Raw genomic sequence first — 12,582 nt, forward strand, 5'->3', positions numbered from 1 at the left:
CTAAGCGGTGTAGTAATTGCGGGTATATTGCTGAGAAAATGCCGTTAGATGTTCGAGAATGGGACTGTCCAGACTGTGGGACGCACCATGACCGAGATATTAACGCTAGTAAAAACATTTTGGCCGCAGGACTTGCGGTGTCAGTCCGGGTCGCGACCATAAGACCAGAACAGATTTACTCTGTTAAGGCAGGTGCGGAACCCCGCAAGGGAAAGAAGCAGAAACCTAAATCGTGAGGTTTGGGAATCACCGTCCGTTTACGGCGGTGAGGATGTCAACATAAAGAGGAATCCTCTCTCAGGTAAGAGCGGTAGTATGGCTTACTCGACACAGCAGTTAATTGAAATCCTCGATCGAGAAATGCACGCCACTTGCAAAGGGGAACGTCTGTTACTCTCCCCGGCGGAGCGCATTGATAATCCAGTGATTGCCAAGGCGATCAATCTAGAAAAGGTGGGCAAAGTCTTCGCCTATCAGGATTTTCGCCGCCAAGTTCACGATTATCAACAACAATATCAGGTTTCGGGCATTATCTGGCGTGTTTGTCAATGGGGCGATCGCACTCTCCGTTATCCCGAAATTCATAATCAATTAGTTGCCGTGGCGGGTGACAAGGAAATTCTCATGGCTGCCAAAGCCTCGGTTTTAGAGTTTTGGAACAGTATCACCCCTAATATGAATTTTTGGTGGGCGCTTAACTCCCGTCGTCCCATTTCTGCCGATTCTCTAGCAGAATTAGTCGCCCAGTCCGAATGGGCGGAATTAGATGTGGCGCGCACAGAATTATATCTCGGCCTCTGTTGGGGTAATCCTTTAGAACACCAGTATCAATGGGCGCAACCCTTTTCCGGTTGTCATCGCATTATCGCCGCCGTCGATGAACCTAGTTCGATTAAGGTCTGAGGGCGATTGATGTCTTGGGAATTATGAATTATGAATTATGAATTGGGGTGTGGGGTGTAGGGAAGGAAACCTCTTTCATCTCTGGTGGTGAAAATTTTTTCATCGAGACTGACTCCTGATGATCGACTCCTATTGTAAAGTTTTGTTAATTTTTCTGGGATTAGGGTATTTTGTAAAAATAGATACAGAATTGTATGTTATATATATTAGTGGGTGATTTAAAAAGTTCAAAATGCGATTTGCAGATCGGAGGAAATGATTATGTCTACAGAACAACAAGCTCGCGCCTTAATGATGCGTCACCACCGCGCCGTCAAAAATCGTCAACAATCGATGTTAGAGAGAAGTGCTTCTGAAATCGGTATTGACAATGACAATGGCTACGGGGAAACCGTTCAACGTCGCTTCTCGGCCGACTTTTCTTCACAAACTTATTGATCGCTCTGGTGTTACTCTCAGTTAGGGTCTTAGATTTCGCCAAAGTGTAAGCTTTCAATCTTAGAATTAAGTGAACAATCAGCCCACACAAACCGAGATAGGAATGTGTGGGTTTTCGGTTTTTAGAAATCATGGGGTTACGTCTGGGATAGAGATGGTTTTATTTTATTTGCAAGACGAGGCGATATTTAGGTTGTCCAGTTCTCAATTTTTCCATGGCTTCATTCACCTGCGAGATAGGATAGGTTTCTGTAACGGGTTCAATGCCATGGCGAGAGGCAAATTCGATCATTTTATTGATGGTACTGGGACTACCCAAAGGACTACCAGAAATCGATTTTTGACCCATAATCAAGGGAAAAGCGTAGGTAGCCATGGGTTCAAGAACAGCCCCAACAATATGCAGACGACCTTTGGGACGTAAACAGGCGATATAAAGACCCCAATCGAGATTAACGTTAACGGTAGAGATGATGAAATCAAAGTAATTTTGTACCGATTGCAAAGCTTCGGGGTCTCTGGAATTGATAAAATGAGTCGCGCCTAATTCTTTGGCCTCCGCTTCTTTATCGGGACTACTGGAAAAAGCGGTTACTTCGCAGCCCCAAGCTTTGAGGAATTTTAAGGCTATATGTCCCAATCCACCAATACCAATGACACCAACTCGGGCCGTGGGTTTAATATCAAATTGCACAATCGGATTAAAGACGGTAATACCACCACAAAAAAGCGGGCCAGCTTTGGCAGCATCCAACTGGTTCCCCAAGGGAACTAACCAACTATGATGGGCCCGGACTTTTTCAGCAAAACCGCCATGGCGACCGACGATAGTTCCTTCGGCAGTAGCACAAAGGTTTTGATCCCCTGACATACAAGTTTCACAGGTCGAACAGGAACGGGAAAACCAACCAAGACCGACTCTTTGCCCTATCTTTAATTCTTTGACTTTAGCACCAAGAGCGGCGATCGTGCCGACCACTTCATGACCGGGGACAAAGGGATAGGTGGTCAGTCCCCAATCGTTATCGAGCATACTTAGGTCACTGTGGCAGATGCCGCAATATTCCACCTCGATTTCCACATCTTCATCCGCTAATATACCCGGATCGTAGTCAAAAGGCTCTAGTTTTCCCCCTTTCTCTCGGGCAGCATAGGCTCTAATCATGATTAAGTCCTCTAGAATGGGTTTATTGGTTATCTTAACCCAAATTTATCGAAAATTCCGGTTAAGAAGATTGGGCGATAATTCCACTGCTAGGGACATCAACATCAAGGAAGTCCGCTCGGGATGATTAAAAAAATCTTAAAAACCGGAATTTTAAGAATAGCCAGGGGCGATCGCTAACTGGCAGCATCAGCAAAATTACTGGTTGTGGGTTACTCTTGTATATAGACTGGTCGCTGGCCGCTTGCGGACTTTACCGACAAGTTTTGTTAGGATCGGATAAAAATTGTCCTGTTTCAACCTCGGCAAGATTAGACGAGATAAAAAGCCCGTTTCTAATTTGCGGATAATTTTTGTCAGCGATTGTATCCTATTAACTATAGTTATTATCAGAGCGTCATGGGAAAAGTCATCGGCATCGACTTAGGGACAACCAACAGTTGTGTTGCGGTACTCGAAGGAGGTCAGCCGATTATAGTTGCCAACTCGGAAGGGGGAAGGACAACTCCTAGTATCGTGGGATTCGGCAAGGTCCAGCGCCTAGTGGGACAACTGGCCAAACGTCAAGCGGTCACTAATGCCGAAAATACCGTCTATAGCATCAAACGTTTTATCGGTAGGCGTTGGCAAGACACCGAGGTAGAAAGGGGACGAGTTGCCTATCATTGCCAACGCGGTCGCGATGATACCGTCAATATCAAAATTCGCGATCGGGAATTTACCCCCCAAGAAATCTCGTCCATGATCCTGCAAAAATTAAAGGCCGATGCTGAGGCCTATCTGGGAGAACCGATTAACGAGGCCGTGATTACAGTGCCCGCCTATTTTACCGATGCCCAACGTCAGGCCACTAAAGACGCGGGGATAATCGCAGGACTAGAAGTATTAAGAATTATTAACGAACCCACCGCCGCCGCCCTGGCCTACGGTTTAGATAAACAAAACGAAGATCAACATATCCTCGTTTTTGACCTAGGGGGAGGAACCTTCGACGTTTCCATCCTGCAACTAGGGAAGGGAGTCTTTGAAGTGAAAGCCACCGCCGGCAATAACCATCTTGGGGGGGACGATTTTGATAACCTCTTAGTGCGGTGGCTGGTGGAGAACTTTCAAAGCCAAGAAAACATCGATCTAGCCAGCGATCGCATGGCGATCCAAAGACTGCGAGAAGCCGCCGAAAAAGCCAAAATCGAGCTTTCTAGCCTGATTACCACGTCGCTCAATCTCCCCTTTATCGCCGCCGACGAAACCGGTCCTAAACACCTAGAATTGGAAATAACTCGCGCTAAATTCGAGGAATTAACCAGAGAATTAGTGGAAAAAACCCTCGAACCCGTACAACAGTCCCTCAAAGATAGCGAACTGCAGCCTAGCGATATCAACCGTGTCATTCTCGTCGGTGGTTCCACCAGAATGCCCGCCGTACAGCAATTAATCTCCCGTTTCTTTTCTGCGGGCCAGATCGATCGCTCTGTTAACCCCGATGAGGCCGTTGCTTTGGGGGCGGCGATTCAAGCTGGAGTTTTAGGTGGAGAAGTGGCAGATGTCCTCCTTCTTGATGTCACCCCCCTTTCCCTCGGCATTGAAACCCTCGGCGAAGTCTTTACCAAAATTATCGATCGCAATACCACTATCCCCACCAGTAGATCTCAGGTTTTTTCCACCGCTGCCGATGGTCAAACTTCGGTGGAAATTCATGTTCTGCAAGGGGAAAGGGCCATGGCCCGGGATAATAAAACCCTCGGTAAATTTCTCCTGACGGGAATTCCTCCCGCCCCTAGGGGTATGCCACAAATCGAAGTGGCCTTCGAGATCGATGTTAACGGCATCTTGAAAGTGGCCGCCAGCGACCAAGGCACCGGCAAGGAACAAAGTATTGTCATTAGCCATACTGGAGGGCTGAAACCGAACGAAATTGAAAAAATGCGCCTAGAAGCCGAAAAATACGCCGAATTTGATCGCAGTCGTCTGCAAATGATCGATATTCGCCACCAATCCGATAGTCTTTTCTATAGCTACGAAGTCACCCTCAGGGAAAACAGTGAGTTAGTCGCCCCCGATATCCGGCAACTGGCCGACCAGAAGCGGCAACAGTTGGAAATCGCCCTGCGCGACCCTTCCATATCCTCAGAAAAGCTAAAAACCACCCTGGAAGAATTTCGTCAGATTGTCCTCGAAATCGGTACCCGCATCTACACGGGTAAACAAGAGGAAACCCAACCCCTCAACGGTACTGGTTTTCAATCGATCGATGTCACCGAAAAACTGACCCGACCCACCCGCACCCAAGCCACTTCCTCCAATACCTTCGCCAAGGGGCTAACCCTCTCCCACACTAGAACCAGAACCTATAGTAATCTGGAAACTAAATCCGGCGAATCGGGCAGTGATGATCAGCCCTACGATGGCGAAGAAATGAGTGCCAGTGACTACGAGGCCGTAGATTAAAAAGTGATCAGTAATCAGTAATCAGATGTGAGTTTTCAGCTTTTTTCTCCCCTATCCCCTATCCCCTATCCCCTATCCCCTATCCCCCATCCCCTAACCCCCAGCAAAAATAGTAGGGATAACCCAACTAAACTATTATGTATAGTTTGTTAAAGTAACAACTAGACTTAAACTTTATTTATAAATTGCCAGCAGAACCATAGTCCCCTATGCCCACTGATTACTACGAAATTCTAGGTGTCTCGCGAGATGCCGGCAAAGAAGACATCAAACGCGCCTATCGTCGTCTCGCCCGAAAATACCATCCCGATGTTAACAAAGAACCAGGAGCCGAGGAACACTTCAAAGAAATTAACCGCGCCTACGAAATTCTCTCGGAACCAGAAACCCGCAATCGTTATGACCGCTTTGGTGAAGCTGGGGTTTCTGGGGGCGCTGCCGGTTTTGATCCCGACAATATGGGCGGTTTCGCCGATATCTTTGAGACAATCTTTAGTGGTTTCGGGGGCATAGGCGGCCAAGCAACCGCCCGCCGACGCACAGGCCCTACCCGGGGCGAGGATCTACGTCTCGATTTTAGACTAAAATTCCGCGAGGCTGTCTTTGGCGGCGAAAAGGAAATCCGCATCCGTCATCTGGAAACCTGTCAAACCTGTAAAGGCAGTGGGGCCAGACCGGGGACCAGTTCCCGTACTTGTACTACTTGCAATGGTGCTGGCCAGGTACGTCGCGCCACCCGTACTCCCTTCGGTACTTTTGCTCAGGTTTCGGTCTGTCCCACCTGTGACGGTACTGGAGAGGTGATCGAGGAAAAATGCGATGTTTGCGGCGGTTCCGGACGCAGACAGGAAACCAAAAAACTGAAAATTACCATCCCCGCGGGGGTTGACAACGGCATGAAATTGCGCGTTGCCCGGGAAGGTGACGCAGGACTTAAAGGCGGGCCGCCGGGAGATTTATTCGTTTATCTAACCGTGGAAAACGATGGGGAATTTCAACGGGAAGGTAATGATATTAAATCGGATATCACGATTAGCTATATCCAAGCGATTTTGGGATGTACCATCAAAGTTAATACGGTAGATGGCCAAGAAGACCTGACTATCCCTGCCGGTACTCAACCGAACACCGTACTGATTTTAGAAAATAAAGGGGTTCCCAAATTAGGCAATCCCGTCAGCCGCGGTGATCATCGCATTACCGTTAAAATCTCGATTCCTACCCGTGTCACCGGAGAAGAACGGGAATTGCTGGAAAAATTAGCAAAAGTTCGCGGGGAAACCGTGGGGAAAGGCGGCATCGAGGGATTTTTAGGTAATATCTTCCATAAATAATTATGACTTTAGACCTGCGCGGCACTCCCTGCCCAATTAATTTTGTCCGGACAAAATTGCAATTAGAGAAAATGACCGCCGGGGAACGGTTGGAAGTCTGGTTAGATGCTGGGGAACCAATCGAACAGGTTCCCACTAGCCTGACAGTGGAGGGTTATCAGATAGAATCGATCGAAGACCGAGATAGCTTTTTTGTTCTCAAAGTCTATCGCCCCGATTCCTAAATGGTAGATGCACAATTAACCGATTTATACGGTACAGTGGTGGCCGTACAGGCGAATTTCTATCAGGTACGCTTGGATTCTCCCGTTATGGGCGAGAATCTCCTCTGTACCCGTCGCGCTCGCTTGCAAAAAATCGGTCAATCGGTGATGGTTGGTGATTGGGTGCGTGTGGAGGAAGCCAATTTTGATGATCGGCAGGGTGCGATCGCAGAAGTCCTCCCCCGCAGTACCGAGATCGATCGGCCGGCCGTTGCTAATATCGAGCAGATTTTGCTAGTTTTTGCCCTTGCTGAACCCGTCCTCGATCCTTGGCTGATCAGTCGTTTTTTGGTGAAAGCCGAGTCCACAGGCTTAGAAATTGCGGTCTGTGTCAATAAAATCGATCTGGGGGAACCCGAACAAATAGAGGTCTGGGGCGATCGCCTAGCTAGTTGGGGATACTGGCCCTTTTTTGTCAGTGTGGAGAAAAATCGGGGATTTGAGGCTTTATTGGCACAATTAAACCATAAAATCACTCTCTTGGCCGGTCCTTCGGGAGTGGGAAAATCGAGTTTAATTAATTGTCTAATTCCTGAGATTAATCAACGGGTGGGGGATGTGTCGGGAAAACTGCAAAAAGGTCGTCACACTACCCGTCATGTGGAGTTATTTGCTTTACCAAATCGGGGTTTATTGGCCGATAGTCCGGGATTTAACCAACCGGATATTAACTGTTTACCGGAACAATTAACTTTTTATTTTCCGGAAGTGAGACAGCGTTTAGCTTTAGGAAATTGTCAATTTAATGATTGTACTCACCGTCGGGAACCTAACTGTGTGGTGAGGGGAGATTGGGAACGTTACCAACATTATTTAGAGTTTTTAGAAGAAGCGATCGCACGAGAACAGTCATTACAGAAAACTAGCACAAAAGAGTCAAGTTTAAAGTTAAAAATTAAAGAAGCAGGTCAAGAAACCTACGAACCCAAATTAGCCAATAAAAAATATCGTCGTCCTTCCCGTCGCGGCAAAAATCAAGATCAGGAACGCTACGAAAATAAAACTCTCCAAGATATTTATAATGACGATTCTGAATAGAATCGGTTAGGATACTTTTATCTTCAGGGTTACTAAAGTAAGAATCGGGAAAAGATGCTAGGGGGTGTTGTACTTTGAGTCTATTTGGTGCATTTTTTGATAGACTAACTCGGAAATTTTTGGGAAAATTTGCCAATTTTGAGCGTAGGCAGCATCTTGGGTAAACACAGCTAAAATATAAGCAACTTGACCATCATTAATATAAGCTACCTCATTACGACTGTCACTTGTCCAACCAGCTTTAGAAGCAAATTCTTTGATATTTTTAGGGTCACTGTTGGCAAAGTATTCACCAAAAAATCCTTTAATTGGATTAAAATGACCTTGACCTTGATTCGGGTCAATATTTTTCCAGCTGCCATCTTGCATAATGTTCATTCTGTTCAAATAGTATCGCATCTCCTGACTAGATTCGGGCGATATAGCTTGTCCTGTAATAATTTCATACATTAATCTAGCAGCCTGTTCAGTTGTAATTTTATTTCTAATCGGATTTTTAGAATCATTGCCTCTCATTTTTAAATCAGCACCTTGAGGTTTAAACATTTTTTTAGAAGGAATGGGATAGGTTTTTTGGTTAATATTGATACCACTATAACCTGCATCGACAAAATATTGATTAAGTACATTTCTTTTTTTTAACCACTCTTGATACTCCGACTGGCTTATATTTTTATGATTTGATTTTGCTCCAGTAATAGCATCAACAATATTACTTGATTCTTCATTGTCTGACTTTCCGATCATCTCTTGAATTTCAATAGTATATTCTCCTATATCTCCTTGATGATAATTAACATAACCGTACAGAGCAACTAGCCAAAAAAGCTTGACAACACTAGCGGGAAATCTTCCTATATTTCCTTGATAATTTTCGCTACTATTGGTTTTAAAATCGATTAAGCTAATTGATAATTTCTGAGTTGGTAAGTTATTTTCTGCAACATAATCAGTGACATTTTTAATAATAGATTGTAGTTGGTCGTTCCGCTTAAAATTTGGCGGTCTATCGGGAGTATAAATAAACGTTTTTTGAAAATTGATGTGATTATTATTATCAGGAATAGGCAAAGATGGCAAGGCAATTTGTTGATTATTAAGTTCAGTTTGCGAAGTGATAGGAGTTTTCATTATGGGTATATCTGGGGTTTTATTAATTATTGACTGAGGAGATTTTCCGTAAGATATAGATGACTTATCATCAGTTACATTTGTTGTTTTCTGAGATTGATTGAAGATTAAAAAACCGACCACAGCAAAAGTCATCGCTACTAAGGTAGATATAAACAGAAACTTTATATCTGATATACCAGTATGGTATTCATAATTGTAGTTAGATGTCTCTGTTTTTTTGTTATCTGAGTTGTTTTTCATTTTTTTGTTTCTACTTTGTGATTAATTCAACTTATCTACGAGCTAAATTTTTAATGGTTCTATATTGAGCTATTTTCCATCGTCCCTGATCATTTTGGAGATTATAGCGAACCAATGAGGTGCTAAAAGCACTATTTTTTCGATCAATTTTACCCTGACTGTTATAGAGGGTTCTTTCTTCAGTAACCACCACATCAACTGTAGCTTGATCGCCAGAGGCTGTAAAATTATTAACTGAATCTATTCTCTGAACTCCATAGATATAATAAGAGCCATTATTAGCTAACCATTCGGAAGAACTTTCTTGACCATCAGAGCGTTTTATGTTGTAATCATAAGCTTTACCTGTAAGCAATTCTTCTCCTAAATAGGTTTGATAGGAGGAACCGAAAATATCTCTTTTTGCCTTTAACCAGCGCTCGATTAAATTCACCGCTTCTGAACGAGAAATAGAGTTAACTGTCTGTTGAGGAACAGGTGAATAGACAGGTTCACGACTGGGTGAATAGACGGGTTCAGGACTGGGTGAAGTATCGATGACACCTTGGGTAATTTTAACTTGATTAAAGTATTTAATTAGGTGCTTTTGTAACTCTTGAGCGCGATTTAAGTCACTAAAAGTTGCCACCTGAATATTACCATCATTAACAAAAGCATCGCGACAAAAGTTACTTTTAACTCTCTCTAAACTATCCTCGTCAGTTACTACAACTTTATAGTAAGTATCGGTGATATTCTCATCTCCACAGACAGGTTTAGGAAACTCATTATTAATGGTAATATCTGAGTCTTGATTCTCTGGAGAAGGTGATGGAGAAATTGATTTATCTCCAGAAGAATTTGAGAGATAATAACTTAAGACAAAACCACCTAAAATGCCAGTACCGATCATACTCCCTATAATTATCGCTTTCACCCATTCAGGTAAAGTGCGGGGATTAGAAAGAGGTTTTGAAGTTACAGGAGAAATTATTTGAGTAGGAGCGGGAGGAGGAGCAGGAACAACGATATTTGTTGCTACAATTGATGGGGTAGTTTGTAGCGCCTCTAACATCTCTTTTGCAGTTGAATAACGTTCGTTAGCGCGCAGTGAAATAGTTTTATCTAGCACGGCTGCTAAACTGATATTAGTATTTAAAGCGAACTGCCGCCAATAAATTTTTCCTGTCATCGGATCGCTCTCTAACATTTCAGGAGTTTTGCCGGTTAGTAGATAAATGGCCGTCAATCCTAAAGCGTAGAGATCACTACTATAAACCGGACGACCGATCGCCTGTTCTGATGGCATAAAACCGGGAGTACCGATAACAATAGAATTAAGAGAATGGCCCGAATTAGAAACCACTGTTCCCATAGTTTCTTTAACCGCACCAAAATCAATTAGGATCGGTAAATTATCATAAATCCGTAGAATGATATTATCAGGTTTTATGTCTCGATGGATAATTTTTTGTCCGTGAACATAAATTAAAACCTGTAGAATACTAACTAAAATCTCTTTGACTTGATCATCGCTAAAAACTCCTTTACTCTGTATTCTTTGGCTGAGAGTTTCCCCCTCGATAAATTCCTCGACTAAATAAAATTGATTATTTTCCTCAAAGTAAGCGTATAGTTTGGGAATTTGAGGACTATTTTCGCTCAATTTTTCTAGGATAGCAGCTTCTCGCTCAAATCTTTCTTTGACAAGATTGTGAACCTGGGGATTATCATTAATCGGTTTTAGCTGTTTAATCAGACAGAGACGTTTTGAAGGCATTTGGCTATCTTCTGCCAAAAAAGTCTCTCCGAAACCACCATCGGCAATTAATCGCAAGACTTTGTAACGATTTTGTAGAATTAAATCCGTCATGGGGAAACATTACCGTTTACTTAACAATCTACACCGATAACTAATAACTGAGGTGATGGTAGGGCAAATCAGATAAAGATCGCATTTAATTGACTATTTATTTTGATAATCTAAATCCATCTAGACCACAAATGTTGCATCCTGTAATAAAAATTAACATTTAGCAATGTTGATGATAGGTGATGTACGTCTAACGCACCCTAAGTTTTACCACTGAGGTTGATGTTTTTAAGCATTATTGACCTTCTCACCTCTAAGAGCCGAAAATAAACAGAGACGACCCAAACCCAAGATTGTTGGTGAGAAGGTTTCCTGACTGGGGGCCTCTAGATGGCAACCAGCAAATTCTTGCTGTATTTCTGTTAGAAAATAGGGCCAAATGGTTAAGAAAAAATTACCGCTAAAAATTATTCGATCGATATCTTCAAGACTTTTTTGCTGTTTTTCTAACAAATCATTAACTTTTTGTCTTAAATTATCTATATATGGTATAATGACCTTCTTATTTAAATCGGTGCGACTGACCGTCCAAGTATGACCGGCTAGAGAGGAGGTAAATTCGCTTTCTTCTTGAAGGATTAATTTAGTTAATCTAGCGGCTGCCAGTAAAGATTTTTTTAAGGGATTAGTATCGGTGAGAGCGGAGCGGGAAAGAGGCAAAAAAGAACGCCAGAGAGGATAAATTAAGTGAGAGAGTATGGCCCGTTCATAGGTGTTTTCCCCGTAGTTAAAATGGCTCAGAGCGATCGCTTGACGGGATAAAGAGCGAGTTTGCGGTGGGACTTCCACTATTGCTAAAGTGGTGGTTTCCCGTTTCCCTTCGACAACCAGTAGGGTTTGGGGTTGGGGTTGGTCGCTAGTGGGAATATGGGCCAGAGCAGTAGCGATCGCTGTTTCTAGACTAGATAGGCGATCGGGGGGTATTAGTTGCGCTGTGAGAAGGGCTTTTTTCAGGTCATCCGTGGGGGTTTCCCGGTCATCGGTGATAATAATAGCTTCTAATCGCTCTAGGGCTTCCCAGAGCCAAGAATCGGTGCTAAAATCCCGATTAGATAGCCAGCTAATTAGATATTCGTCCACCTGAGGGCAGGGTAAGCGATCGCTTGTTCCCGTTGCCAGACTCCAAGAAAGAGGATAAAAATCGATCAGTCCTTGGCTTTCCCGAAAAAAGACAACTTTTACCCCCTCTGGTTGCACCTCCATTCCCAGCGACCAACGGGCAACTTCAGGGGTTGGATCGGGCAACAATAAGGGAGAAAGCAGCGCTCTGGCCGATTCTAATTGTTGACGAGTGGCGATAATTGTCTCGGAAGTAACTTCTTGCGGGTTAACTAGAGAAGAAATCACCTTGGCAAGAATCCGATCGATCTCGGTCAGTAGGGAGGAAAAATCCGGTTTATCGGTCACTGGATAACTAAAAATACCCACAACTTTCCATTGTAGAATCACCCACCTAAAACGAACAAAATTTAAATATTAAACTATGGAAGAAAAACGCTATCCTGCCGAAAAATCAGCAGAAATTCAAAAATTATTAGATACAGCCACTTTATTTGTCGGTTTGCCCCCTGAAACCCTCGCTCAAGTTACTTCTCATGCTGTCACCCGCACTCATCCTGCTAATCGGGCGATTTTATTAGAAAATGATTGGGGTGGTTCGGTTTACTTTATTCTGGATGGTTGGGTGAAAATTCGTACTTACGATGTAGAGGGTAGAGAAGTCACCTTAAATATCGTCGGTAAAGGGGAAATAGTCGGAGAAATGGC

12 protein-coding genes are annotated in these 12,582 nt (G+C 43.6%); 8 read left to right on the forward strand and 4 right to left on the reverse strand.

All coding sequences use genetic code 11. The features are described 5' to 3' along the window. From IM319_RS20130 to IM319_RS20140, 3 genes are all read left to right on the forward strand, one after another. Window positions 1–236, forward strand: a 236-nt coding sequence (locus IM319_RS20130; protein WP_287736697.1) for a zinc ribbon domain-containing protein, incomplete at its 5' end; no start/stop codon positions are given. A gap of 79 nt (window positions 237–315) precedes the next feature. After that, window positions 316–903: a hypothetical protein gene (locus tag IM319_RS20135; protein WP_287076642.1), complete on the forward strand. Its 588-nt coding sequence runs from the start codon at window positions 316–318 to the stop codon at window positions 901–903. A 261-nt stretch (window positions 904–1,164) separates the two neighbouring features. Continuing rightward, complete coding sequence (locus IM319_RS20140; protein WP_287076640.1) at window positions 1,165–1,341, forward strand: hypothetical protein; 177 nt, start codon at window positions 1,165–1,167, stop codon at window positions 1,339–1,341. Window positions 1,342–1,501: 160 nt separating this feature from the next. Here the strand turns inward: IM319_RS20140 and ahr are convergent, their stop codons facing one another. Then, on the reverse strand, window positions 1,502–2,506 hold the full coding sequence (gene ahr / locus IM319_RS20145) for an NADPH-dependent aldehyde reductase Ahr (protein WP_287076638.1): 1,005 nt from the start codon (window positions 2,504–2,506) through the stop codon (window positions 1,502–1,504). A 399-nt stretch (window positions 2,507–2,905) separates the two neighbouring features. Between ahr and dnaK the strand changes: the two genes are divergently transcribed. The 4 genes from dnaK to rsgA all read left to right on the forward strand — a co-directional run bounded on the left by dnaK (window position 2,906) and on the right by rsgA (window position 7,589). Further along, entirely contained in the window at window positions 2,906–4,954 is a 2,049-nt protein-coding gene (gene dnaK / locus IM319_RS20150; protein WP_287736704.1) for a molecular chaperone DnaK, read from the forward strand. A 209-nt stretch (window positions 4,955–5,163) separates the two neighbouring features. Then, window positions 5,164–6,288 (forward strand): molecular chaperone DnaJ, encoded by a 1,125-nt coding sequence (gene dnaJ / locus IM319_RS20155; RefSeq protein WP_287736698.1) that lies wholly within the window; start codon window positions 5,164–5,166, stop codon window positions 6,286–6,288. Window positions 6,289–6,290: 2 nt separating this feature from the next. Beyond that, complete coding sequence (locus IM319_RS20160) at window positions 6,291–6,512, forward strand: sulfurtransferase TusA family protein (RefSeq protein WP_002738399.1); 222 nt, start codon at window positions 6,291–6,293, stop codon at window positions 6,510–6,512. Further along, window positions 6,513–7,589: a small ribosomal subunit biogenesis GTPase RsgA gene (gene rsgA / locus IM319_RS20165; protein WP_287736699.1), complete on the forward strand. Its 1,077-nt coding sequence runs from the start codon at window positions 6,513–6,515 to the stop codon at window positions 7,587–7,589. It begins immediately after the preceding gene. Between the two features lie 57 nt (window positions 7,590–7,646). Here rsgA and IM319_RS20170 read toward each other — a convergent pair whose 3' ends face one another. The 3 genes from IM319_RS20170 to IM319_RS20180 all read right to left on the reverse strand — a co-directional run bounded on the left by IM319_RS20170 (window position 7,647) and on the right by IM319_RS20180 (window position 12,243). Then, window positions 7,647–8,963 (reverse strand): serine hydrolase, encoded by a 1,317-nt coding sequence (locus IM319_RS20170; RefSeq protein WP_287736700.1) that lies wholly within the window; start codon window positions 8,961–8,963, stop codon window positions 7,647–7,649. Window positions 8,964–8,994: 31 nt separating this feature from the next. Further along, window positions 8,995–10,815, reverse strand: a complete 1,821-nt coding sequence (locus tag IM319_RS20175) for a protein kinase domain-containing protein (RefSeq protein WP_287736701.1) — start codon at window positions 10,813–10,815, stop codon at window positions 8,995–8,997. Between the two features lie 228 nt (window positions 10,816–11,043). Continuing rightward, complete coding sequence (locus IM319_RS20180; protein ID WP_287736702.1) at window positions 11,044–12,243, reverse strand: hypothetical protein; 1,200 nt, start codon at window positions 12,241–12,243, stop codon at window positions 11,044–11,046. A 55-nt stretch (window positions 12,244–12,298) separates the two neighbouring features. Between IM319_RS20180 and IM319_RS20185 the strand changes: the two genes are divergently transcribed. After that, a partial coding sequence (locus tag IM319_RS20185) for a Crp/Fnr family transcriptional regulator (protein ID WP_287736703.1) occupies window positions 12,299–12,582 on the forward strand: 284 nt, incomplete at its 3' end.

The sequence above is a fragment of the Microcystis sp. M113S1 genome (genome assembly GCF_020246945.1).
In the GTDB taxonomy this organism is placed as follows: Bacteria; Cyanobacteriota; Cyanobacteriia; order Cyanobacteriales; family Microcystaceae; genus Microcystis.